Genomic DNA, 23064 nt, shown 5'->3' on the forward strand with positions numbered 1-23064 from the left:
ATCGGGGTTTTCCCGCGTCCCCTACGCTGCGACAAGGCTTGGCGGGTAATTTAGCAAATAGCAATCGTATTTGCCATTGACTAAAAATAGCCGTCTTCCTAAGATTCATTCACGCCGATCCCCCGCGTGATCGCCCGACCCATCCCCCTACACAAGACAACGAGGCAGACATGGCAAAAGCATTCGCATCCCAGGCCGACCTGGAAGCCAAGCAGATCACCTTCACCCAGCTTTCGGAAAACGCCTGGGCCTATACGGCCGAGGGCGATCCCAATTCGGGCGTGATCATTGGCGACGACGGCGTGATGATCGTGGACACCACCGCCACGCCGGCCATGGCGCAGGACCTGATTGCCCGCATCCGCGAGATCACCGACAAGCCGATCAAGTACGTGGTGCTGTCGCACTACCACGCGGTGCGCGTGCTGGGCGCGTCGGCCTACTTTGCCGAGGGCGCGCAGCAGGTCATCGCCAGCCGGGGCACCTACGAGATGATCGTGGAGCGCGGCGAGGCCGACATGAAATCCGAGATCGAACGCTTTCCGCGCCTGTTCGCCGGCGTGGAAACCGTGCCGGGCCTGACCTGGCCGACGCTGGTCTTCGAGCGCGAGATCACGCTGTTCATGGGCAAGCTCGAAGTGCGCATCGCCCACCTGGGCGCCGGCCACACCAAGGGCGACACCGTGGTGTGGCTGCCGCAGCAGAAGGTGCTGTTCTCGGGCGACCTGGTGGAGTACGACGCCGCCTGCTACTGCGGCGACGCCCAGCTCGAACAATGGCCGGCCACGCTGGACGCGCTGGCCGCGCTGCAGCCCGAAAAGCTGGTGCCGGGCCGCGGCCCCGCGCTGACCACCCCGGCCGACGTGGCCAAGGGTCTGGCCTACACCAAGGATTTCGTCTCCACACTGCTGCAGGCCGGCCGCGAAGCCGTGGCCGACAAGCTCGACCTGAAGGCCGCCATGGCGCATACGCGCAAGTTGATGGACCCGAAGTTCGGCCACGTATTCATCTACGAGCACTGCCTGCCGTTCGACGTGTCGCGCGCGTTCGACGAGGCGTCCGGCATCACGCATCCGCGCATCTGGACGGCGCAGCGCGATCAGGAGATGTGGGCGGCGTTGCAGGCGTAAGCCGGCATAAGCCGGTGCAAGCCGGTGCGATGGTTTTCTCCCCTCTCCCGCACGGCGGGAGAGGGGCGGGGGAGAGGGCAGGGCAGTTCCCTTGGCCACGGGTAGCAGGCGGAACCGCCAGCCCCTCTCCCCCAACCGCTCTTCCACGTCGCGGGACAGCGGAGCAAAAGAACGCAACCACATACAAGTGGACGGAGACACCATGAGCAGTACCGAAGTCGACATCGACTACCAGAAGCAGACGTATGCCTACATGCCCTGTGCCGAGCAGCAGCCGGGCCACCGGGCCGAGGGCCCGCATCCCGTGATCGTGGTGGGCGCGGGGCCGGTGGGGCTGGCCACCGCGATCGACCTGGCGCGCCACGACGTGCCGGTGGTGCTGGTCGATGACGACTGCACGCTGTCCACCGGCTCGCGGGCGATCTGCTTTGCCAAGCGCACGCTGGACATCTTCGACCGCCTGGGCTGCGGCGACCGCATGGTCGACAAGGGCGTGCGCTGGCATGTGGGCAAGGTGTTCCTGCAGGACCGCCAGATCTACGCGTTCGACCTGCTGCCCGAGGCCGGCCATCGTCGTCCGGCATTCATCAACCTGCAGCAGTATTACGTCGAGGGCTACCTGCTCGATTGCGCGCGGGCGATGCCCAATATCGACATCCGCTGGAAGAGCCGCGCCGTGGCCGTGGCGCAGCACCCGGACCACGTGGCGCTGACCATCGAGACCCCCGACGGCTGCTACACGCTGTGCGGCCGCTACGTGGTGGCGGCCGACGGCTCGCGCAGCCCGCTGCGCAAGATGCTGGGGCAGGAAAGCCATGGCCACACGTTCCGCGACCGCTTCCTGATTGCCGATGTGAAGATGGAGGCGCCGTTTCCGGCCGAACGCTGGTTCTGGTTCGATCCGCCGTTCCATCCGAACCAGTCGGTGCTGCTGCACCGCCAGCCCGACAACGTCTGGCGCATCGACTTCCAGCTGGGCTGGGATGCCGACCCCGTGGCCGAGAAGGCGCCCGAGCGCGTGATCCCCCGCGTGCAGGCGCTGCTGGGCCCCGACGCGAAGTTCGAACTCGAATGGGTCAGCGTCTACACGTTTGCCTGCGTGCGCATGGACAGCTTCCGCCATGGCCGCGTGCTGTTTGCCGGCGATGCCGCGCACGGGGTGTCCCCGTTCGGCGCGCGTGGCGCCAACAGCGGCGTGCAGGACGCCGAGAACCTGGCCTGGAAACTGGCCTATGTGCTGCAGGGCAAGGCGCCCGACAGCCTGCTGGACACCTACGCCAGCGAACGCGAATACGCGGCCGACGAGAACATTCGCAATTCCACGCGCGCCACCGATTTCATCACGCCGAAGAGCGCGGTCAGCCGGGTGTTCCGCGATGCCGTGCTGACGCTGGCGCGCGATCACGCGTTCGCGCGGCAGCTGGTCAACAGCGGTCGTCTGTCGGTGCCGGCGGTGCTGCACGATTCGACGCTCAACACGGCCGATGCCGATGCATTCGGCGGCGCCATGGCGCCGGGGGCGGCATGCGTGGACGCACCGGTTGCCGATGCGGCCGGCAAGCCGTGGCTGCTGCAGCACCTGGGCAACGCGTTCGTGGTGCTGGTGTTCGGCCCGCCGGCCGGGCTCGATGCCGCGCAGGCCGAGGCGCTGCGCACGCTGCAGCAGGGCGGCATTCCGCTGCGCGTGGTGTTTGTCACCGACCCGGCCATTTCGGCATCGGCACAGGCGTGGCCCGGCGCCACGGTGCTGCGCGATGCCGAAGGCCTGGCCGCCAGCCGCTACGACGCGCGTGCCGGCACCTGCTACCTGATCCGGCCGGACCAGCACGTTTGCGCGCGCTGGCGCGGTGTCGATGTGGCTGGCATCGCCGCTGCACTGGCCCGTGCCACCGGCAATGCGCCGGTATCCCGGACCCTGACGCCCTCCGCCCCGGTGCAGGCAGCGGCCCTGGCCTGAAGCCCTGAACCCAGCCAACCGAAGGAGACAGGCCCCATGCCGCTCAATACCGCCCCCAACCTTGCGCGCCCCGACGACTTCTACGAGGCGCTGATCGACATGCACCGCGGCCTCGACGACGCCGCCAGCCAGGCCGTCAACGCGCGGCTGATCCTGCTGCTGGCCAACCATATCGGCGACCACGACACACTGGTCGAGGCCATGCAGCTGGCCCGTGCGGCAGCCGAAGCGCCCACGCCGGCCTAGTTCCGCCTAGCCACCACCCGACCCGCGATCGACCTCCGCAGGGGCGCAATCCGACGCCCCGGGGGCGACTCGCGCCTGCCACCCCACTGAATCCGGAGACAACCATGCACACCCACAGCTTGGGCGCCGCCCCCGCCGTGCCCGACATCTCGTCCGACCCCTTGCCACAGAGCCTGCCGCTGCCGCAGGAAGACGCGCTGTACCGCAAGGTCTGGCTGCGCATCATCCCGTTCCTGTTCGTCTGCTACGTGGTGTCGTTCCTGGACCGCATCAACATCGGTTTCGCGCAGTTGCAGATGAAGCAGGACCTGGGCTTCAGCGACGCGATGTACGGCCTGGGCGCCGCCGTGTTCTACGTGGGCTACGTGCTCTGCGAGGTGCCCAGCAACATGCTGCTGGCGCGTTTCGGGGCGCGCCGGACGTTCACGCGCATCATGGTGCTGTGGGGCGTGGCGTCGGTCGGCATGATGCTGGTGTCGCAGCCGTCTCACTTCTATTTGCTGCGCTTCCTGCTGGGCGTGTTCGAGGCGGGCTTCTTCCCGGGCATCGTGCTGTACCTGACCTACTGGTTTCCGGCGCGCCGCCGTGCCGCGGTGATGGCGATCTTCTTTGCCGGCGTGGCGGTGGCCGGGGTGCTGGGCGGGCTGGTGTCCGGCTGGATCATGCGCGACATGGCCGGCGTGCTGGGCATGCACGGCTGGCAATGGATGTTCGCCATCGAAGGCGCACCGGCCGTGCTGCTGGGGCTGGTGGCGGCGTTCTGTCTGGTCGATGGCCCGCGCCAGGCGCGCTGGCTGACGCCTGCCGAGCAGGACTACCTGGTGGCCCAGCGCGCGGCAGAGACGCAAGGCGGGGGCGGCCACGCCCATTCGCTGCAGGCGCTGGGTCAGGCGCTGCGCAATCCGCGCCTGTATCTGTTCGCGTTCATCTACTTCGCGCTGACCTGCGGATCGCTGACGCTGTCGTTCTGGATGCCGCTGATGATCCGGGACTTCGGCATCCGCGACGTGATGGCGATCAGCCTGTACTCGGTGATCCCGAATGCGATCGGCGCGGTTGGGCTGATCCTGATCGCGCGCCGCTCCGACCGGCTGGGCGAGCGCCATGGGCACTTCCTGTGCTGCACCGCCGGCGGCGCGCTGGCCCTGGCGGCGCTGACGCTGCACGTGCCGAGCCTGAGCGTGTCGCTGGCGATGCTCTCGGTGGCGGCCGTGCTGATCTTCGCCGCCTTGCCGATCTTCTGGTCGCTGCCGCCCAGCCACCTGCCGGCCCAGACCGCCGCCACCGGTATCGCGTTCATCTCCAGTATCGGCATCACCAGCGGCATCGTCAGCCCCTGGGTGATCGGCCAGATCAAGACGCACACGGGCAGCATGGACAACGCGCTGTACCTGCTGGCGGGCCTGCTGCTGGCAAGCGGACTGGCCATGTGGCAGGGCATCCCACGCACCCAGGCAGCGCACTGACCGCCCGGCGGCACCGCCACATTTCCCCAAAGCCGGGCGCCGCATGCCCGACGTCGGGGAAAATCCATTTGTTTCATGGTTATCCATGATGGAACACTTGTTGCTCAATGACTAGCATTGCAACAGCTGACGCTTTCATTCAACAGGAGTGTTTCCATGACCCAGTCCTTCCCGATCCGTGCCGCGGTGCTGCTGGCCGCGTTCAGTGGCGCCGGTTCGGCGCTGGCCGCCGACGCAGCGGCGGTGGCCGCCAGCCCGACGCTCAGCAAGATCAAGTCGTCCAACACGATCGCGATCGGGCACCGGACGTCGTCGATTCCGTTCTCGTATTACGACGCCAACCAGAAAGTGATCGGGTTTGCCCAGGACATCTGCGACCGCGTTGTCGATGCCGTCAAGAAGGAAACCGGGTCGCCGAACCTGCAGGTGCGCATGGTCCCCGTGACATCGCAAAATCGCCAATCGCTGGTGCAAAACGGCACGGTGGACCTGGAGTGCGGCGTCACGACCAACCTGAAGTCGCGCCAGCAGCAGGTGGCGTTCTCGACCACATACTTCGTGGCCGGCACCCGGCTGCTGGTCAAGAAGGGTAGCCCCGTTCACGACTTCGCGGACCTGGCCGGCAAGTCCGTGGTGACGAATGCGGGCACGACGTCGGAGCGCATCCTGCGCAAGCTCAACGACGAAAAGGGCGCCAACATGACGATCCAGAGCGCCAAGGACTACGGCGAATCGTTCCTGATCCTGCAGTCGGGCCGCGTGGCGGCATTCATGATGGACGACGTGCTGCTGTCCGGCGCCCGCACGCTGGCGCCCCGGCCCGACGACTGGGCCGTGGTGGGCACGCCGCAGTCCTTCGAAGCCTACGGCTTCATGATGCGCCGCGACGACCCCGGCTTCAAACAGGTGGTGGACAACGCCATGACCGGCCTGATGCGCAGCGGCGAGATCAACACGCTCTACGCCAAGTGGTTCCAGAAGCCGGTGCCGCCGAAGAACATCTCGTTCGACCTGCCGCAGAGCGAGCAGATCAAGAAGGCGTATGCGAATCCGAATGACGAGGCGTTCGAGTAAGCGCGGCTACCCAGACGATTCTGGCGTTGGGCGTGCCCTGACCGCACCACTCGTACTGTCTGACGGCCACGCCCCTGGCCGGAACCGCTTCGCTTCGCCGTCATGGCGCTGCCCAAAGCGGCTATGGCAAATATGCCCCCGTACGATGAAGCTGCCCCTCGGTCTGCTCCAGCGCCCGGATTGCCCCCTTGCCCTTGCGGGCCAGCAGTTGCTCGACCAGCGCCTCCACCATCGTCACGCCGGATGTAATCGACGGGAAGAACGATGGGCTGTCGATGGCGAACAGCAGCGTGCAGTCGGCCTCCAGGGCAATCGGGGCCACGGTGCTGTCGGTCAGGGCGATGACCTTGCAGCCGGCCTCGCGCGCCGCCTGGGCCACGCGCAGGCTTTCGTGGGAGTAGGGCGCGAAGCCGGCGACCAGCACGGCGTCGCGGGCGTTGAGCGCGCGCAGTTCCATTTCCAGCGTGCCGGCGTCGCCGCGGATCAGTCGCACCGAGCTGCGGAACAGCCCGTAGATGTAGTGGAACGTGAACGCGATCGGAAAGCACGAGCGGAAGCCGGCCACGTGCACGATGGGCGCGGCGGCCAGCAGGTCGGCGGCGCGGGGCAGGGTGTCGGCATTGTTGGCCAGCAGCGCGTCGAGGTTGTGGTGCTGCACTTCGATCATCTCGGCCAGCATCTTGCCCGGGCCGCTGGGCTTGTCCGAATCCTTGACCACCTTGCGCGCGCGGCGCGCGTAAGGCTGGCTGCCGCCCTCGCGCACGGCCGTCACGAACAGCTCGCGCAGACCCTGCCATCCGTCGAATCCCAATGACTGCGACAGGCGCACCAGTGTCGCCGGCTGCACGCCGGCATTGGCGGCCACCTTGCGCATCGACTGAATGGCGATGTCGCGCGGATGGTCCAGCAGATAGCGCGCGCCGCCCTGGAACTGGACGCTGAGATGCGGAAATTCCGTGCGCAGTCGTTCAAGCAGCGCGTCGAGCGATTCGGGAGGGCTGGGCTGGTCGTCGGACATCGATGTGATGAAAAAGCGGGATTTGCAACGATTGTTGCATAGGTCGCCGGCCGGGGTCGGCGGAATTGCGGGAACCGTATGTTTCGTCGAGTCGCATACGTGAAACAGTTGTTGCGTAGCTGGTGTGTTGTTCCTATACTGGCTACCTGTTTCGCGCCCCATGCGCTTTCTTGCACGCCGACCATGACGCACGTCTTCCATCGCAATCCCAAGCAAACCTTGCCTGTCGCCGTTGGCGGCAAGGGTATCGAGCTGTTCGACAGCAACGGCCGCGCCTACCTGGATGCCTCGGGCGGTGCGGCGGTGTCGTGCCTGGGCCACGGCCATCCGCGCGTGATCGCGGCGATCAAGCAGCAGGTGGATACGCTGGCCTACGCCCACACGTCGTTCTTTACCACCGAGGTGTCGGAAACGCTGGCCCAGACGCTGGCCGATGCCGCACCGGGCGACCTGAACCACGTGTACTTCGTGTCGGGCGGCTCCGAGGCCGTGGAAGCCGCGCTGAAGCTGGCGCGGCAGTATTTCGTCGAGACGGGCCAGACGCAGCGCCGCCATTTCATCGCGCGTCGCCAGAGCTATCACGGCAACACGCTGGGCGCGCTGGCCATTGGCGGCAACGCCTGGCGCCGCGAGCCGTTCCTGCCGCTGCTGGTGCCCGCGCACCATGTGTCGCCGTGCTATGCCTATCGTGACCAGGCTGCCGGCGAGACCGATGTGCAATATGCACAGCGCCTGGCCGACGAGCTGGAAGCCAAGATCCTGGAACTGGGGCCCGATTCGGTGGCCGGCTTCGTCGCCGAAACCGTGGTCGGGGCCACGGCCGGCGCGGTGCCGCCGGTGGCGGACTACCTCAAGCGCATCCGCGCGGTGTGCGACAAGTACGGCGTGCTGCTGATCCTGGACGAAGTGATGTCCGGCATGGGCCGCACCGGCTATCTGTTCGCCTGCGAGGAAGACGGCGTGGTGCCCGACATCGTGACCATCGCCAAGGGGCTGGGCGCGGGCTACCAGCCGATCGGCGCGATGATGTCCACCGCGCGCATCTACGATGCCATCGTCGGCGGCAGCGGCTTCTTCCAGCACGGCCATACCTATATCGGCCACGCCACCGCATGCGCGGCTGCGCTGGCCGTGCAGCGCACGATTGCCGAGGACAAGCTGCTCGACAACGTGCTTGCCCGTGGCGACCAGCTGCGTGCACGGCTGCGCGAGGCGCTGGGCAGCCATCCGAACCTGGGTGACGTGCGCGGCCGCGGCCTGTTCGTCGGCGTGGAGTTCGTGGCCGACCGCGCCACCAAGGCTACGCTCGATCCGGCGAAGAAGACTCACGCGGTGCTCAAGCGCACCTGCATGGAGAATGGCCTGCTGGTCTACCCGATGGGCGGCACGGTCGATGGCATCCATGGCGACCACGTGCTGTTCGCGCCGCCGTTCATCTGCACGCCGGCCGATATCGACAATATCGTCGACCGCTTCGTGCAGTCGGTGAACACCGTGCTGCCGGCCTGAGGAACGACCCATGACGATCGATACCCTGCGCCGTCCCTTCGCCCTGGCCGTGGCCCCCAACGGCGCGCGCAAGACCCACGCCGACCACGCCCGGCTGCCTATCGCCCCCGACGAACTGGCGCAGTGCGCGCGCGATTGCGTGGAGGCCGGTGCGGCGATGATCCACCTGCACGTCCGCAAGGCGGACGCCACGCACAGCCTCGAAGTCGCCGATTACGAGCCGGCCATCGCGGCCGTGCGCAAGGCCGTCGGCCAGCAACTGGTGCTGCAGTTGACCACCGAAGCGGTGGGCATCTACCAGCCGGCCCAGCAGATCGCGATGGTGCAGGCGCTGCGGCCAGAGGCTGCGTCGGTGGCGGTGCGCGAACTGGTGCCCGACGATGCGGCGCTGCCGGCAGCCGAGTCGTTCTTCCAGTGGATGCATCGCGAGCACGTGGTGGCGCAGTACATCCTCTACGATGCCAACGATGTCCGCCGCTATGCCGCGTTGCGGGCCAGCGGCGCCATTCCTGCCGGGCGGCACTGGGTGCTGTTCGTCCTGGGCCGCTACGCGGCCGGCCAGAAATCGTCGCCCACGGACCTGCTGCCGTTCCTGGCCGCATGGCACGACGTGGGACTGGACCAGAGCGGCGTCGAATGGGCGGTTTGTGCGTTCGGCAAGCAGGAAGCCGATTGCGCGGCGGCGGCCGTGATGCTGGGCGGGCATGCGCGCATTGGTTTCGAGAACAACATGACATTGCCCGACGGCAGCACGGCGCCCGACAACGCCGGCCTGCTGCGTGCCGTGCGTACGCCGCTGAGCGGCCTGGGCTATGCGGCGATGACGGCCGACGACCTGCGCGCCCGCTTCGCGTAATCCCCAGTGCAGTCCCGCCGGCAGGCCCGGCGGGATTCCGGTACGCTAGGCGCTTCATCCGCTTTTCGTTCCAGGAGTGCCGATGTCCGCCAGTCCGTCTCGCCTGCCTTCTTCCAACGAAGCCGTGCCGCTGGCGCGGGACATCGTCCACGGCCTGCGCGCCTCGCGCATCCGTGAGGTGGCCAACGCGGGCATCGGCCTGCCCGATGTCATGCCGTTCTGGTTCGGCGAGTCGGATCAGGTGACCCCGGCCTTCATCCGCGACGCCGCCGCGCAGGCGCTGGCCAGCGGGGCCACGTTCTACACGCACAACCTGGGCATCGCGCCGCTGCGGGCCGCGCTGTCCGACTATGTGACCCGGCTGCATGGCGCCACGCCGGTCGACAACATCGCCGTGACCAGCGCCGGCGTCAATGCGCTGATGCTGGCCGCCCAGCTGGTGGCCGGCCCGGGGGACCGCGTGGTCTGCGTCACGCCGCTCTGGCCCAACCTGGTGGAAATCCCGCGCATCCTCGGCGCCACCGTGGACACCGTATCGCTCGACTTCGGCGACAAAGGCTGGACCCTCGATATCGACCGCCTGCTGCGCGCCCTGACCCCTGGTACGCGGGCGGTGATGATCAACTCGCCCAACAATCCCACGGGCTGGGTCATGCCGCGCGCCCAGCAGCAGGCCGTGCTGGACCACTGCCGCCGCCACGGCATCTGGATCATCGCCGACGAGGTCTACGAACGGCTCTACTACGGCAGCGAAGGGGGCAACGCGCCGTCGTTCCTCGATATCGCCAGCCGCGACGAACGTGTGATCGCGGTGAACTCGTTTTCGAAGGCCTGGCTGATGACAGGCTGGCGGCTGGGCTGGATGGTGCTGCCCGCATCGCTGATGGACGACCTTGGCAAGCTGATCGAATACAACACGTCCTGCGCGCCCTCGTTCGTGCAGGAGGCGGGCATCGTGGCCGTGCAGCAGGGCGAGGCGTTCACCCAGGACCTGGTTCAGCGGCTGCGCACGTCGCGCGATCATCTGGTCGGCGCGCTATCTGCCCTGCCAGGCGTGGAAGCCCACGCGCCCGACGGCGCCATGTACGTGTTCTTCCGGCTGGCCGGCGCCGCGGACAGCCTGGCGCTCTGCAAACGCCTGGTGCGCGAGGCGCACCTTGGGCTGGCACCCGGCAGCGCGTTCGGCGACGAGGGCGAGGGCTTTGTCAGATGGTGCTACGCGTGCGACGTGACGCGGCTGGACGAGGGGGTGAGGCGGTTGCGCGCGTATCTACGGTCATAGCACTTGATGCGCTTGCCCTCTCCCCCGCCCCTCTCCCGCATGCGGGAGAGGGGAGAACACCCACCGCATGACGGACTGTCGGTTCGCTTCGCTGACCCGCGAGCCACCGCATGACAAGCACGGTCGGTTCGCTCCCCTCTCCCGCGAGCGGGAGAGGGGTTGGGGGAGAGGGCGGGCGTTTCCGGTACCGACACCCTCTATTTCAGGCTCCCCACCGTCGCCTCTTCCCCCCACCACCCACCCCCCAAGGCCTGCATCAGCGCCGCCGAGTCGGCCAGCCTGGCCGCGCGGGCCTGCGACAGATCCAGCGCGGCCTGGCGGGCCTGGCGTTCGGCGTCGATCACCGTGAACTGGCTCACGCCGCCCAGCCGGTATTGCTCACTGACGATGGCCAGCGTGGCGCGCGTTTGCCGGGCATTGTCGGCGCGGGCCTGCAGGGTGCCGGCGTCGGCGTCGAGGGCGCGCAGGGTGTCCGCCACGTTTTGCAGCCCCTGTAGCACGGCCTGCTGGTAGGCGCCCAGCGACTGTTCGTACGCCGCTTCCTTGGCGCGCTTCTGCGCGCGTAGTTCGCCGCCGTGGAACACCGGCTGCACCACGCCGGCGGCCAGGCTCCAGACGTTCATGCTGCTGAACAGGTCGCGGGCGCGCATCTGCTGGGTGCCGCCGCTGGCCGTCAGCGTGATCTGCGGATAGAGGTTGGCGGTGGCCACGCCGATGTCGGCCGAGGCCTGGTGCAGCAGCGCCTCGGCCGCGCGGATGTCGGGGCGGCGCCGTGCCAGTTCGCCGGGCAGGCTGACCGGCAGCGTTTCGGGCAGGTGCAGATCGTCAAGCCGGAACTCGGGCAGTTGCGCGCTGGCCGGCGTCTGTCCGGTGTAGACGGCAAGCTGATGGCGTGCGGCATCGAGCTGTTGCGACAACCCTGGCAGCAGCGCCTGCGTCTGCGCCAGTTCGGATTGCTGCCGCTGTACGTCCACACGGGCCACACCGCCTGCCTGCAGTCGCTGCTGCATGATGCCAAGCTGGCGCTGCTGCGCTTCGGCGATGGCCACCGTATCGGCCAGCTGCGCGCGCAGCCCGGCTTCGCGGATCGCCGTGGTGGCCACGTTGGCCGCCAGCGACAGGCGGGCCGCCTCCAGTTCGTAGCGTTGATAGTCGACCGCGGCGCGCAGGCCTTCGAGTTCGCGCCGCTGCCCGCCAAACAGATCCAGCGCGTAGGACACCTGCACGCTGGCGTTGTAGAGCGTGAACGGGCCGGGGCTCGGAAACTGGGTGATGCCGACGGAGGTCAGGTCCACCTGCTGGCGGGTGGCGTTGAACTTGGCATCGACCTGCGGAAATTGCGTGGCCCCGGTGCGCGCGGCCAGGTTCTCCTGGGCTTCGCGCAGGCGGGCGCGCGCCTGCGTCAGCGTGGGGCTGCTGGCCAGCGCCAGGCGTATTGTCTCGTCGAGCCGCGGATTGCCGAACAGCGTCCACCATTGCGCGGGCACATCGCCGGGCTGCAGCGTTTGCGTCGGGAAGCCCTGGGCCGGCATCTGCAGCGGCTGCGGGCCGGCCGTGTATCGTGCGTCGGCAGGCGCGTCGGGGCTGTGGAAGTCCGGGCCGACCGCGCAGCCGGCGGCCAGCAGCGCGCAAAGCGCGGCGACCGGGGCCAGCAAGGGGGGGAACGTACGCATGGCAAGGCTCCGCTTGTCAGTCCAGCGTGCGCTTGTAGAAGCGCACGGCGATACCCATGACGATGACCGTGAACAGCGCCACGGGCCAGACGTTGGGCCAGAGTTCGGTCCAGCCGCTGCCCTTGAGCATGATGCTGCGGACCATCCGGTTGAAATAGGTCATCGGCAGCACGTTGCCGATCCACTGCGCCCATGTCGGCATGCCGGCGAACGGGAACATGAAGCCGGACAGCAGGATGTTCGGCAGGAAGTAGAAGAACGTGAGCTGCACCGCCTGCAGCTGGTTGCTGGCCAGCGACGACAGCGTGATGCCCACCGTCAGGTTGGCCGCGATGAACAGCAGCGTGGCCAGGTACACCGCCAGCACCGACCCCAGGAACGGCACCGAGAACACGTAGTGCGCGGCCAGCACGATGATGGTGGCCTGGATCAGGCCGATGAAGATGTACGGGACGATCTTGCCCGAGATCACCTCGATGGGCTGCACCGGCGTGGCCAGCAGGTTTTCCATCGTGCCGCGCTCGCGTTCGCGGGTCATGGCCAGGCCCGTCATCATGACCATCGTCATCGTCAGGATGGTGCCCATCAGCCCCGGGACGATGTTGTACTGGGTGATGCCTTCGGGGTTGTACAGGCGGTGCACGTTGACGTCGAAGGCCGGTTTGCCGCCGGCCAGCGGCGCCAGCGCGCCCTTGAGGTCGATGCGCGCGACGGTGTCCGGCAACTGCGCCAGCGCCGCGATGGCCTGGCCCGTGGCGGACGGGTCGGTGGCATCGGCTTCCACCAGGATCTGGGGGCGGTCGCCATGCAGCAGCCGCCGCGAGAAGTCGTGCGGGATATTGACCACGAACTGCACGTCGCCCCGCAGCAGCGCCTCGCGCCCCGCGGTCTCGTCGGGCATCGTGCGCACCACCCGGAAGTACGTGGTGTTTTCCATCGCCGCGATGAACGTGCGCGAGAAATCGCTGTGCTCGGCCACGATCACCGCCGTGGGCATGTGGCGCGGATCGCTGTTGATGGCAAAGCCGAACAGCAGCAGTTGCACGATCGGCAGGGCCACGATCATGCCGAACGTGATGCGGTCGCGGCGCAGCTGCAGGAATTCCTTCAGCACGATGCTCCACCATCGCTGCAGCGAGAACGACGTGTGCGTCGGCCGCGAAGCATTGCGGGCGGACGGGCGCGCGGCGCTCATGATGCCTCCCTGCGCCCGTGCGCGGCCTTCTTTTGCGGCGGGGCGGCCATGTTGTCCTGTGCGCCGCCCATCATGTGGATAAACACGTCTTCGAGGCTGGTCTTGGTCTGCACCAGGCGGTGGTGGGCGCCCGCGTATTGCCGGAGCGTCTGTTCGAGCTGCGCGGCGTCCTTGCCCGTCACATGCAGCGCGGTGCCGAATGCCACGGTCTGGTCCACGCCAGGCTTGCCCTGCAACTGCGCGGATAGCTCGGCCAGGTTGTCGCCCTCGACGCTCCACGTGCTCAGGTGCTGGCTGGCGACCACTTCGTCCGACGTGCCCTGCGCCAGCAGCGTGCCGTAGGCGATATAGGCCAGCTTGTGGCAGCGCTCGGCCTCGTCCATGTAGTGCGTGCTGACCAGCACCGAGATGCCGCGCGCCGCCAGCTGGTGCAGCTGTTCCCAGAAATCGCGGCGCGCCTTGGGATCGACGCCGGCAGTCGGTTCGTCGAGCAGCAGCAGTTGCGGCTCGTGCAGCAGGCACGCGGCCAGCGCCAGCCGCTGCTTCCAGCCGCCGGACAACGAACCGGCCAGCTGCTCGGCGCGCGATTGCAGGCCCAGGTCTTCCAGCGCGCGCGCCACCACGTCCTTGCGGTTGGGCATGTCGTAGACGCGGGCGACGAAGTCGAGGTTCTCGCGGATCGACAGGTCTTCCCAGTACGAGAACCGCTGCGTCATGTAGCCCACATTGCGCTTGATGTCGGCGGCCTGCTTGAGGATGTCGTAGCCCAGGCAGGTGCCGGAGCCGGAATCGGGCGTCAGCAGCCCGCACATCATGCGGATGGAGGTGGTCTTGCCGCTGCCGTTCGGGCCCAGGAAGCCGAAGATCTCGCCGCGCGCCACCTGCATGGTCAGGTTGTTGACCACGTGCTTGTCGCCGAAGTGCTTGTTCAGGTCGTGCACGTCGATGACCAGTTCCCCGTTGCGGTGGCCGTTGGCGGTGGCATTGCCGTCGCCTTGGCCCGGTTCCGGCCGGCTTCCGGACTGGGTGCTCATGATTGCGTCACCTCCACCGGCTGGCCGGGGCGCAGCTTCGGCGCGTCGGCGGCGCTGGGTCTGGCCTCGATCAGGAACACGAGCTTGCGGCGGGTGTCGTTGCTGTAGATGACGGGCGGCGTGTATTCGGCCTGGTTCGACACATAGGTGACCTTGGCGGCCACCGGAGCCGCACAGCCATCGCAATGGATCGTGATGGCCTGGCCGTTCTTCAGCGATCCGACCACGGCCTCGGGCACGTAGAAGCGCACCTTGACGTTGCCCGGCGGCAGCATGCGCACCACGGCACTGCCCGCCGGCACCCATTCGCCGGGGCGGAACGGCACGTCGTAGACCACTCCGGCCACCGTGGCATTGACCGATTTGCGCGACAGCTTCCACTCGGCCTGGGCCAGCGCGGCGCGCGCGGCGTCCACCTGGGCCGACTGGGCGGCCAGCTGGTCCTTGCGACCGGGCAGGCGGGCCACGTCGATATCGCGCTGCAGTTCGCGCACGCGGGCGGCATCGGCGTCGGCCGTGGCGCGGCTTTCGTCAAGCTGCGCCTTCGAGATGCCGCCGATGTCGAACTGCGCCTCGTCGCGCTTGCGCTGGGCGGCACTGCGGCCGGCCTGCGCCTGGGCCTGCACCAGTTGCGCCTGGTTGACCGCCACTTCCACGGGGCGCTTGCCAGTCTGGATGTCGGCCAGCTGGGCCTCGGCCACGCGCACCTGTTCGACGGCCTGCTGGCGCGCGGCGCGCTCGTCATCGGATTCCAGCACGAACAGCGGCGCACCGTTGCTGACCTGCTGGCCGCGATCGACCGACAGCGTTTCGAGCCGGCCCGCGAATGGCGAGGCCACGGCGACGAATTCGCCTTCGACGTAGCCCTGCCAGGTGGGGGGCTTGTCGTTGCCGCAGGCAGCCAGCAGCGGCAAAGACAGGGCGGCCAGCAGCAGGGGCCAGGTGTGGTGCGGGACGGGAAGCATCATGCGGGCTCCGGGATACCAGGTTCAGGCAGGGGCTTGGGGCGGCACGGACAGCCCATGACCCAGCATGGCGGTGACGTGGCGCACCAGCGTGTCGGTGTCGATGTCGGCGGCGCCGGGCAGCGCGCGCCAGATATGCGTGGTGGCCAGCGGCAGCAGTGTCAGGCCGATCAGCGACACCATCACCAGCGCGGGCGCCAGGCCGGGGTTCAGCTGGCCCTGCGCATGCGCGGCCGCCAGCGGGCTGGCGATCAGATGCGCGCGCTGCAGGGCCACCCGCTGCAGCAGGCGCTCGCGCAGCTGGCCGTCGGTGCCGACAATCTCGCGAATCCACAACCCCGGAAACCATGGCGTGGCCGATGCCGTGCGGATCAGTTGCTCCGCCAGCGCCTGGATGCGGGCGATGGGGTCGGGCGGGCCAGCCTGCAGCGCGCCGAACACGTGTTCGATCAGCGGTTGGAGCCGTTCCTCGAAGATCGCGTCAAGCAGCGTGTCGCGGTCGCCAAAGTAGTAATGCACCAGGGCCGGCGTCACGCCGGCTTCCGCGGCGATGGCCTTGGTCGAGGTGGCCGCCACGCCATGGCGGGCGAACAGCGTGACGGCGGCATCGATCAGGCGGTCGCGCTGGCCGGCATCGGATGCCTGCGCAGCGGGGCGGCCGGGACGGCGCGGGGGATCGGTCGGTGGGCGGGAGGGCATCGAGCCAGTGAGAGACTTCGGAAGCGCCACAACATGGCAGGTTCCGATCCATATTAATTTTCGGATTAATTAATACAAGGGCGGTTACAACGTCGGCTTTGCGCCACCGCAAGGCTTGACAACACAAGCGTCGCGCGAATGCTGCGTCGCAGCAAAACGAGGTAGACATGTCATGTCGGCTTGGCTATGCTCGCGCCTGTCCAGAAGGGTGCCCGTCGGTGGTGCATCCGCATCCCGGGTTTTCCTATGCAGTGCTTCCGTTTCCTGGCCGCCGTGCTGCGGCCACGCCCGCGCTTTGTCCGTCAGCTTGCCGCCTGGATGGTGGCGAGTACGGCGTTGCCGTGGGCGGCGCACGCGCAGGAAACGCCGCCCGCGGACATCCCGGCCGCCACTGCGCCCGCCGCGCCCGCCGCCAGCGTGCCGCTCGTCAACGATATGGAGAGCCCGTTCGCGTTCCACGGGCAGACCACCTATATCTGGCAGCGCAAGCCCGCGTTCAGCGCGCCCTATTCGGGCGAGAACAGCCTGACGCCGAACCGCGCCAAGAGCTATTCGTGGACGGCCACCCTCGACCTGGGCCTGCGGCTGTGGAAGGGGGCCGAATTCCACCTGAACCCCGAGCTGGCGCAGGGCGTGCCGTTTTCCGACCTGCACGGCATGGGCGGCCTGTCCAACGGCGAACTGGCCAAGACGGCCAGCACGAGCCCGAAGGTCTACCGGGCCCGCGCCTTTATCCGGCAGTACTGGGGCCTGGGCGGCGGCGATGAAACGCTGGACTCGGACTTCAACCAGTTCGCCCGCACGGTGGACAAGCAGCGCGTGGTGCTGACCGCCGGCAACTTCGGCGTGATCGACGTGTTCGACCAGAACCCGTATGGGTCCGATCCCCGCACGCAGTTCATGAACTGGTCGTTCATGACGCACGGCTCCTGGGACTATCCCGCCGACTCGCGCGGCTATAACTGGGGTGCGGCACTCGAATACATCGGCGATGGCTGGTCGGCCCGCGTGGGCCATTTCCTGCAGCCGGTCGAATCGAACGGGCGTGAGCTGGATACCCGGCTGTTCCAGCACTATGGCCAGATGCTGGAGCTGGAAAAGCGTTACACCATCGCGGAGCGGCCCGGCCAGGCGCGCCTGCTGCTATGGCGGAACAAGGCGCGCATGGGTGCGTTCAATGACGCCCTCGCGTTCGGCCAGGCCAACGGCGTGACGCCCGATGTGGCCGATGTGCGCCGCGAGCACAGCAAGTGGGGCGTCGGGCTGGCCTTCCTGCAGGAAGTGGCCGACGACGCCGGCGTGTTCCTGCGTGCCAACTGGTCCGACGACAAGACCGAGACCTATGCCTTTACCGAAATCGGCCGGCAAGTATCGGCCGGCGGCACGATGAAGGGCGCGCGCTGGGGCCGCCCCAAGGACGAGGTGGGCCTGGCCGTGGCCGTGAACATGCTGGGATCGGGGCACCGCAACTACCTGGCCGCCGGCGGCCTGGGTGCCTTCCTGGGCGATGGCGCGCTGCGCTACGGGCCCGAGCAGATCGTCGAGATCTACTACAGCGTGGCGGTATGGAAGACGCTGACGCTGAGCCCGGATTTCCAGTACGTGCGCAATCCGGGCTACAACCGCGACCGCGGGCCGGCCAAATTCATCGGCATCCGCGCGCACGCGGAGTTCTGACGAACCGGCCCGGCCGGCTTCTGGCGGGTGGCCTTACTGCCGCGCGTTGCGCCGGTTGTCCGGCCACGGCGTGTTGAAGTTGGTGCGGAACGGGTTGATGTCCAGGCCCCCACGGCGCGTATAGCGGGCGTAGACGGCCAGCTTCACCGGCTTGCACATGCGCATCACGTCGGTAAAGATCCGCTCCACGCACTGCTCGTGAAATTCGTTGTGATTGCGAAACGAGATCAGGTACTTGAGCAGCCCTTCCTGGTCGATCGGTGCGCCCACGTAGCGGATCTGCACGCTGCCCCAGTCGGGCTGCCCGGTCACCAGGCAGTTCGACTTCAGCAGGTGAGACACCAGCGATTCCTCCACCGGCGATTCGTCCTGGTCGGCCTTGAGCAGCGTCGGATCGGGTTCGTAGACGTCGGTCTCGATGTCCAGGCGGTCCAGCAGCAGGCCGTCGAGTTCGCCCATCTTCTGGGTGCCCAGGTCCGATTCGGTCACCAGCCGCACCTGCACCGTGCCGCCCGTGGCGTCGGACAGGTCGTGGTGCAGCAACTGCTGCAGCGCCTCGGCCGACGCGAGCTTGCTCTGGTTGAACGAGTTCAGGTACAGCTTGAACGATTTCGATTCGACGATGTTCGGCGTATCGGCGGGAATGATGAAGGTGGCCAGCGCCACCTGCGGCTTGCCCTTCAGGTTCAGCCACGACACCTCGTAGGCATTCCAGATATCGACGCCGAAGAACGGCAAGGCCTTGCCTTCGGGCAGGCCGATCTCGGTGCGCTTGGGCTGGCGCGGAATCGGGAACAGCAGCGTCGGGTCGTATTCGGTCTTGTAGGCCGAGGGCTTGCCCAGCGGCGAGTGCTCAGGAAGCGTCATGATCGGTCTCAGGACAGGAACAGCTTGTAGACGGGGTTGTCGGTCTCGTCCCAGTGTACGTAACCGAGCGTGGAAAGGAACGTGCGGAATTCGCGTTTTTCGTTCCGGGGCACCTGGATGCCGACCAGGATGTTCGACGTGTCCGCCCCCTGGTTCCGGTAGTGGAACAGGCTGATGTTCCAGTTCGGGCTCATGCTTGACAGGAACCGCATCAGCGCGCCCGGGCGCTCGGGGAATTCGAAGCGGTACAGCAGTTCGTCCTGCGCCAGCGGCGAATGGCCGCCCACCATGTAGCGGATGTGCTGCTTGGCCAGTTCGTCGTTGGACAGGTCCAGCGTGTCGAAGCCATGGCGGCGGAAGTTGGCGGCGATCTTGTCGCTTTCCGCCCGGCTGGCGATCTGCACGCCCACGAAGATATGCGCCACGCCGGTATCGGCGATCCGGTAGTTGAATTCGGTCACGCTGCGGGTGCCGACCTGTTCGCAGAAGCGTTTGAAGCTGCCGCGTTCCTCGGGGATGGTGACCGCGAAGATGGCCTCGCGGGCCTCGCCCACTTCGGCACGCTCGGCCACGAAGCGCAGGCGGTCGAAGTTCATGTTGGCGCCGCAGGCGATGGCCACCAGGTGCTGGCCCTTGAGCTTCTCGCGCTCGGCGTAGGCCTTCAGGCCGGCCACGGCCAGCGCGCCGGCCGGCTCCAGGATGCTGCGCGTGTCCTGGAACACATCCTTCAGGCCGGCGCAGATCGCGTCGGTATCCACCAGGATGATGTCGTCCACCAGCTCGCGCGTGATGCGGAACGTCTCCTTGCCGACCAGCTTCACGGCCGTACCGTCCGAGAACAGCCCCACGTCCTTCAGCTCCACGCGCTTGCCGGCGTCCACCGAACGCTTCATCGCGTCGGAATCAAGCGTCTGCACGCCGATCACCTTGATGTCCGGACGCACGGCCTTCACGTAGCTGGCAATGCCCGAAATCAACCCGCCGCCGCCGATGGCGACGAAGATCGCGTGGATCGGGCCCGGGTGCTGGCGCAGGATCTCCATGGCGATGGTGCCCTGGCCGGCGATGACCTCGGGGTCGTCGAACGGGTGGATGAAGGTGAGCTTGTGCTTCTTTTCCAGTTCGGCCGCGTGCAGGTAGGCGTCGCTGTAGGAATCGCCATGCAGCACGATCTGCACCCATTCGCCGCCGCGCTCGCGCACGGCATCGATCTTCACCTGCGGCGTGGTGGTCGGCATGCAGATCATGGCCTTGCACTGCAGCCGGGCGGCGGACAGCGCCACGCCCTGGGCATGGTTGCCGGCCGACGCGGCAATCACGCCGCGCTTGAGATCCTCGGGGCGCAGCGACGCCATCTTGTTGTACGCCCCGCGCAACTTGAACGAGAACACCGGCTGGGTGTCCTCGCGCTTGAACCAGACCGCATTGTGCGTGCGCGCCGACAGCGCGGGGGCGTAGGTCAGTTCGGTTTCCTGGGCCACGTCGTAGACCTTGGCGGTCAGGATCTTCTTCAAATAGTCGGGCTTGGCGGGGGTGCGGGTCATGGTCTGCGGACGCCACGCTGGCCGTGGCAAAAAAAGCCGGAAAAATCGGCGGAAACCGCCAATGATAATGGATGGCGCACATGCGGGCCCCGGTACCGTGTGGTGGCGCCCCAGGTGCCGCAAGGGCCACTGTTGTAGGACAGCGCCCGGTGGACGCTCGTCAAATCGGCGTGCTACGGTTTCACGCGATGCCCCCCCTACCTCTCATCGAACCCAACACCGCGCTGTTCCTGGACTTCGACGGGACGCTGGCCGACCTTGCGCCACGCCCCGACCTGGTGCAGGTGGAGCCCGAGCTGGTTGGCACGCTGCGTGCGCTGCACACCTGCCTGGACGGCGCGCTGGCCATCGTCTCGGGCCGTCCCGTGGACGAACTCGACTATTTCCTGCAACCGTTGCGCCTGCCGGCCGCCGGCGTGCATGGCGCGGAATTCCGCCATGGCGCCGAAAGCATCGTGCGGCCGCCCGCGCCGGGCATCGGCCCGCTGCTGCCGCAGCTCGAGGCGCTGGTACTGAGGCACCCGGGCCTGCAACTGGAGCGCAAGTCGGTGGCCGTGGCCATCCACTACCGCCAGGTGCCGGAGCTGGAGCCGCTGGTGCGCGCCGCCGTGGCCGATGTGCTGCGCGATGCGGTGGGGCTCGATGCGCTGCCCGGCAAGATGGTCATCGAGATCAAGCCGGCCGGCGTGGACAAGGGCGGGGCGATTGCCACGTTCATGCGCTCGGCGCCATTTGCCGGCCGCATGCCGCTATTTGCCGGTGACGACGTGACCGACGAGGCCGGTTTTACGGTGGTGCGCGAACTGGGCGGCGTGGGCCTGCTGGTGGGCCAGCGGGCCACGGCGGCGTCGGTCAGCGTGCCTGCGCCCGCCGTCCTGCGCGATTGGCTGCATCGTTCCGCGCACGCGCTGACCCATCTGATGGCGCGCCGCGAGGCACCCGCCGACCCCCTCTCACCCCCATCGCCTGCAAGGGAGGAACCGTTGTGAGTGACCCTGCCAACCTGAACCCCGCCATTGCCACCGAGGCGCCGGCGGTCAATACGGATTCGGACAGCTCCTGCCGCCAGGCCGATCCGTCGCTGTCGCTCGGCATGATCGGCAACTGCGCGTTCTCGGCGCTGGTCGATGGCCGCGGCCGCATCGTCTGGTGCTGCATGCCGCGCTTCGACGGCGATCCCGTCTTCAACGCGTTGCTCGATACCAGCGAGAACGCCGGCCACTTCAATATCGAGATCGAGGACTTCAAGGAGGCCACGCAGTGGTACGAGCCGAACACGGCTGTCCTGCGCACCCGGCTGATCGACCAGCATGGCAGCTGCCTGGAAATCACCGATTTCTGCCCGCGCTTCTTCCGGCTGGGCCGTTACTTCCGGCCGTTGACGCTGGTGCGGCGCATCCGCCCGATCCGGGGCGCGCCGCGCGTGCGCGTGACGGTGGCGCCGCGTTTCAACTGGGGCCGCATCCAGCCGCAGGTCACGCGCGGCAGCAGCCACGCGCGGTTTGTCGGCGACGACATGACGCTGCGCCTGACCACCGACGCGCCGCTGGCCTATGTGCTGTCAAAAACGCCCTTCCTCGTCACGCGCGGCTACAACTTCATCCTCGGGCCCGATGAAACGCTCACGCACGGCGTGGACGACATCGCCCGCGACTTCGAGCAGGAAACCACCTCGTACTGGCGGCTGTGGAGCCGCCGGCTGGCCGTGCCGCGCGAATGGCAGGACGCGGTGATCCGCGCGGCCATCACGCTGAAGATGTCGCTCTACGAGGAAACCGGCGCGATCGTGGCGGCGATGACCACCAGCATCCCGGAGGCGCCCGGCAGCGGCCGCAACTGGGACTACCGCTTCTGCTGGCTGCGCGACGCGTTCTTCGTGGTGCGGGCGCTGAACAGCCTGTCCGAAGTCGGCACGATGGAAGACTACCTGCGCTGGCTGTCCAACGTGGTGATGCAGTCGCAGGACGGGCATATCCAGCCGCTCTACGGCATCGGGCTCGAACGCGAGCTGCCGGAAAGCATCCTCGATCACCTGGGCGGCTACCGCGGCATGGGGCCGGTGCGCGTGGGCAACCAGGCGCAGGAGCACTTCCAGCACGATGTCTATGGCAACGTGGTGCTGGCCGCCGCGCAGGCTTTTCACGACCACCGCCTGCTCTATCGCGGCGGGCCCGCCGAATTCCGGCGGCTCGAAGATGTGGGCGAGCAGGCCGTGCGCGTGTTCGGCACCCCCGACGCGGGCATGTGGGAACTGCGCACGCGCGCCCGCATCCACACGTCGTCGGCGCTGATGAGCTGGGTGGCGTGCGACCGCCTGGCCAAGATCGCCGTGAAGCTCGAACAGCCCGCGCGGGCTGCCTACTGGCACGACCATGCCGGCCGCATGAAGCAGCGCATCCTGGACGAATCGTGGAACGAAAAGCGCCAGGCGTTCGCGGAGAGCTTCGGCGGCAAGGAGCTGGACGCCAGCGTGCTGCTGATGGCCGAAGTCAATTTCATCGATCCGAAGGACCCGCGCTTCGTGTCGACGGTCAAGGCGCTGGAGGAATCGCTGTGCGACGGGCCGTACATGCGGCGCTACGAGGCACCCGACGATTTCGGCAAGCCCGAGACCGCTTTCAACATCTGCACCTTCTGGCGCATCGACGCGCTGGCGCGCATCGGGCGGCGCGAGGAGGCGCGCGAAATTTTCGAGGCCATGCTGGCCGCACGCAATCCGCTGGGATTGCTGTCGGAAGACACACACCCGGTCACCGGAGAGATGTGGGGCAACTTCCCGCAGACCTATTCGATGGTCGGCCTGATCAACGGTGCCATGCGGTTGTCGGCACCCTGGGACACCGTGATCTGAAGAAAGGATTGGCAACAACAA

At 67.6% G+C, this 23064-nt stretch carries 19 protein-coding genes; 11 read left to right on the top strand and 8 right to left on the bottom strand.

Going from position 1 to position 23064, the window contains the following annotated elements:
• Positions 1-170: 170 nt before the first annotated feature.
• From AC3FJ6_RS04145 to AC3FJ6_RS04165, 5 genes are all read left to right on the top strand, one after another.
• Positions 171-1130 (top strand): MBL fold metallo-hydrolase, encoded by a 960-nt coding sequence (locus tag AC3FJ6_RS04145; protein WP_153946497.1) that lies wholly within the window; start codon positions 171-173, stop codon positions 1128-1130.
• A gap of 202 nt (positions 1131-1332) precedes the next feature.
• A complete protein-coding gene (locus AC3FJ6_RS04150; protein WP_488770799.1) occupies positions 1333-3087 on the top strand; it encodes an FAD-dependent oxidoreductase in 1755 nt (584 codons plus the stop codon).
• Positions 3088-3123: 36 nt separating this feature from the next.
• Positions 3124-3333 carry a DUF2783 domain-containing protein gene (locus tag AC3FJ6_RS04155; RefSeq protein WP_153946499.1) on the top strand — a complete coding sequence of 70 codons (210 nt, stop codon included), beginning with the start codon at positions 3124-3126 and terminating at the stop codon, positions 3331-3333.
• Between the two features lie 104 nt (positions 3334-3437).
• Positions 3438-4799 carry an MFS transporter gene (locus AC3FJ6_RS04160; protein ID WP_488770800.1) on the top strand — a complete coding sequence of 454 codons (1362 nt, stop codon included), beginning with the start codon at positions 3438-3440 and terminating at the stop codon, positions 4797-4799.
• A gap of 156 nt (positions 4800-4955) precedes the next feature.
• Entirely contained in the window at positions 4956-5873 is a 918-nt protein-coding gene (locus AC3FJ6_RS04165; protein ID WP_153946501.1) for a glutamate/aspartate ABC transporter substrate-binding protein, read from the top strand.
• Between the two features lie 121 nt (positions 5874-5994).
• Here AC3FJ6_RS04165 and AC3FJ6_RS04170 read toward each other — a convergent pair whose 3' ends face one another.
• A complete protein-coding gene (locus AC3FJ6_RS04170) occupies positions 5995-6891 on the bottom strand; it encodes a MurR/RpiR family transcriptional regulator (protein WP_488770801.1) in 897 nt (298 codons plus the stop codon).
• A gap of 183 nt (positions 6892-7074) precedes the next feature.
• Here AC3FJ6_RS04170 and AC3FJ6_RS04175 point away from each other — a divergent pair, with 183 nt between their 5' ends.
• The 3 genes from AC3FJ6_RS04175 (at position 7075) to AC3FJ6_RS04185 (ending at position 10538) form a co-directional block, all read left to right on the top strand.
• Complete coding sequence (locus AC3FJ6_RS04175) at positions 7075-8400, top strand: aspartate aminotransferase family protein (protein WP_488770802.1); 1326 nt, start codon at positions 7075-7077, stop codon at positions 8398-8400.
• A gap of 10 nt (positions 8401-8410) precedes the next feature.
• Entirely contained in the window at positions 8411-9256 is an 846-nt protein-coding gene (locus AC3FJ6_RS04180; protein WP_488770803.1) for a beta-keto acid cleavage family enzyme, read from the top strand.
• An 82-nt stretch (positions 9257-9338) separates the two neighbouring features.
• Positions 9339-10538, top strand: a complete 1200-nt coding sequence (locus AC3FJ6_RS04185) for a pyridoxal phosphate-dependent aminotransferase (RefSeq protein ID WP_488770804.1) — start codon at positions 9339-9341, stop codon at positions 10536-10538.
• 197 nt (positions 10539-10735) lie between these two features.
• Here AC3FJ6_RS04185 and AC3FJ6_RS04190 read toward each other — a convergent pair whose 3' ends face one another.
• The 5 genes from AC3FJ6_RS04190 to AC3FJ6_RS04210 are packed head-to-tail and all read right to left on the bottom strand — an operon-like array spanning position 10736 to position 16104.
• The gene (locus AC3FJ6_RS04190) at positions 10736-12211 is read right to left on the bottom strand and encodes an efflux transporter outer membrane subunit (RefSeq protein WP_488770805.1); all 1476 of its coding nucleotides are present in this window, start codon (positions 12209-12211) and stop codon (positions 10736-10738) included.
• A gap of 16 nt (positions 12212-12227) precedes the next feature.
• The gene (locus AC3FJ6_RS04195; RefSeq protein WP_488770806.1) at positions 12228-13406 is read right to left on the bottom strand and encodes an ABC transporter permease; all 1179 of its coding nucleotides are present in this window, start codon (positions 13404-13406) and stop codon (positions 12228-12230) included.
• A complete protein-coding gene (locus tag AC3FJ6_RS04200; protein WP_488770807.1) occupies positions 13403-14440 on the bottom strand; it encodes an ABC transporter ATP-binding protein in 1038 nt (345 codons plus the stop codon). The genes AC3FJ6_RS04195 and AC3FJ6_RS04200 overlap by 4 nt, the downstream gene beginning before the upstream one ends.
• Positions 14437-15408 carry an HlyD family secretion protein gene (locus AC3FJ6_RS04205; protein ID WP_488770808.1) on the bottom strand — a complete coding sequence of 324 codons (972 nt, stop codon included), beginning with the start codon at positions 15406-15408 and terminating at the stop codon, positions 14437-14439. Before AC3FJ6_RS04205 ends, AC3FJ6_RS04200 begins: the two co-directional genes overlap by 4 nt.
• Positions 15409-15429: 21 nt before the next feature.
• On the bottom strand, positions 15430-16104 hold the full coding sequence (locus tag AC3FJ6_RS04210) for a TetR/AcrR family transcriptional regulator (protein WP_488770809.1): 675 nt from the start codon (positions 16102-16104) through the stop codon (positions 15430-15432).
• A gap of 246 nt (positions 16105-16350) precedes the next feature.
• Here AC3FJ6_RS04210 and AC3FJ6_RS04215 point away from each other — a divergent pair, with 246 nt between their 5' ends.
• Entirely contained in the window at positions 16351-17781 is a 1431-nt protein-coding gene (locus AC3FJ6_RS04215; protein ID WP_488770810.1) for a carbohydrate porin, read from the top strand.
• A gap of 33 nt (positions 17782-17814) precedes the next feature.
• Here the strand turns inward: AC3FJ6_RS04215 and queF are convergent, their stop codons facing one another.
• Both queF and ilvA read right to left on the bottom strand, forming a co-directional pair.
• A complete protein-coding gene (gene queF / locus AC3FJ6_RS04220) occupies positions 17815-18648 on the bottom strand; it encodes an NADPH-dependent 7-cyano-7-deazaguanine reductase QueF (protein ID WP_400392965.1) in 834 nt (277 codons plus the stop codon).
• Positions 18649-18656: 8 nt separating this feature from the next.
• Positions 18657-20192, bottom strand: a complete 1536-nt coding sequence (gene ilvA, locus AC3FJ6_RS04225) for a threonine ammonia-lyase, biosynthetic (protein WP_488770811.1) — start codon at positions 20190-20192, stop codon at positions 18657-18659.
• Positions 20193-20380: 188 nt separating this feature from the next.
• On the opposite strand from ilvA, the gene otsB reads away from it, so the two are divergent.
• Both otsB and AC3FJ6_RS04235 read left to right on the top strand, forming a co-directional pair.
• Positions 20381-21181: a trehalose-phosphatase gene (gene otsB / locus AC3FJ6_RS04230; RefSeq protein ID WP_488770812.1), complete on the top strand. Its 801-nt coding sequence runs from the start codon at positions 20381-20383 to the stop codon at positions 21179-21181.
• On the top strand, positions 21178-23043 hold the full coding sequence (locus AC3FJ6_RS04235) for a glycoside hydrolase family 15 protein (RefSeq protein WP_488770813.1): 1866 nt from the start codon (positions 21178-21180) through the stop codon (positions 23041-23043). Before otsB ends, AC3FJ6_RS04235 begins: the two co-directional genes overlap by 4 nt.
• The last annotated feature ends 21 nt before the right edge of the window (positions 23044-23064 follow it).

The organism is Cupriavidus sp. 94F1, assembly GCF_057798875.1.

Coding starts and splice junctions, on each gene's coding strand:
- AC3FJ6_RS04145 (WP_153946497.1), top strand. CDS start 171: ATGGCAAAAGCATTCGCATCCCAGGCCGACCTGGAAGCCAAGCAGATC.
- AC3FJ6_RS04150 (WP_488770799.1), top strand. CDS start 1,333: ATGAGCAGTACCGAAGTCGACATCGACTACCAGAAGCAGACGTATGCC.
- AC3FJ6_RS04155 (WP_153946499.1), top strand. CDS start 3,124: ATGCCGCTCAATACCGCCCCCAACCTTGCGCGCCCCGACGACTTCTAC.
- AC3FJ6_RS04160 (WP_488770800.1), top strand. CDS start 3,438: ATGCACACCCACAGCTTGGGCGCCGCCCCCGCCGTGCCCGACATCTCG.
- AC3FJ6_RS04165 (WP_153946501.1), top strand. CDS start 4,956: ATGACCCAGTCCTTCCCGATCCGTGCCGCGGTGCTGCTGGCCGCGTTC.
- AC3FJ6_RS04170 (WP_488770801.1), bottom strand. CDS start 6,891: ATGTCCGACGACCAGCCCAGCCCTCCCGAATCGCTCGACGCGCTGCTT.
- AC3FJ6_RS04175 (WP_488770802.1), top strand. CDS start 7,075: ATGACGCACGTCTTCCATCGCAATCCCAAGCAAACCTTGCCTGTCGCC.
- AC3FJ6_RS04180 (WP_488770803.1), top strand. CDS start 8,411: ATGACGATCGATACCCTGCGCCGTCCCTTCGCCCTGGCCGTGGCCCCC.
- AC3FJ6_RS04185 (WP_488770804.1), top strand. CDS start 9,339: ATGTCCGCCAGTCCGTCTCGCCTGCCTTCTTCCAACGAAGCCGTGCCG.
- AC3FJ6_RS04190 (WP_488770805.1), bottom strand. CDS start 12,211: ATGCGTACGTTCCCCCCCTTGCTGGCCCCGGTCGCCGCGCTTTGCGCG.
- AC3FJ6_RS04195 (WP_488770806.1), bottom strand. CDS start 13,406: ATGAGCGCCGCGCGCCCGTCCGCCCGCAATGCTTCGCGGCCGACGCAC.
- AC3FJ6_RS04200 (WP_488770807.1), bottom strand. CDS start 14,440: ATGAGCACCCAGTCCGGAAGCCGGCCGGAACCGGGCCAAGGCGACGGC.
- AC3FJ6_RS04205 (WP_488770808.1), bottom strand. CDS start 15,408: ATGATGCTTCCCGTCCCGCACCACACCTGGCCCCTGCTGCTGGCCGCC.
- AC3FJ6_RS04210 (WP_488770809.1), bottom strand. CDS start 16,104: ATGCCCTCCCGCCCACCGACCGATCCCCCGCGCCGTCCCGGCCGCCCC.
- AC3FJ6_RS04215 (WP_488770810.1), top strand. CDS start 16,351: ATGCAGTGCTTCCGTTTCCTGGCCGCCGTGCTGCGGCCACGCCCGCGC.
- queF (WP_400392965.1), bottom strand. CDS start 18,648: ATGACGCTTCCTGAGCACTCGCCGCTGGGCAAGCCCTCGGCCTACAAG.
- ilvA (WP_488770811.1), bottom strand. CDS start 20,192: ATGACCCGCACCCCCGCCAAGCCCGACTATTTGAAGAAGATCCTGACC.
- otsB (WP_488770812.1), top strand. CDS start 20,381: ATGCCCCCCCTACCTCTCATCGAACCCAACACCGCGCTGTTCCTGGAC.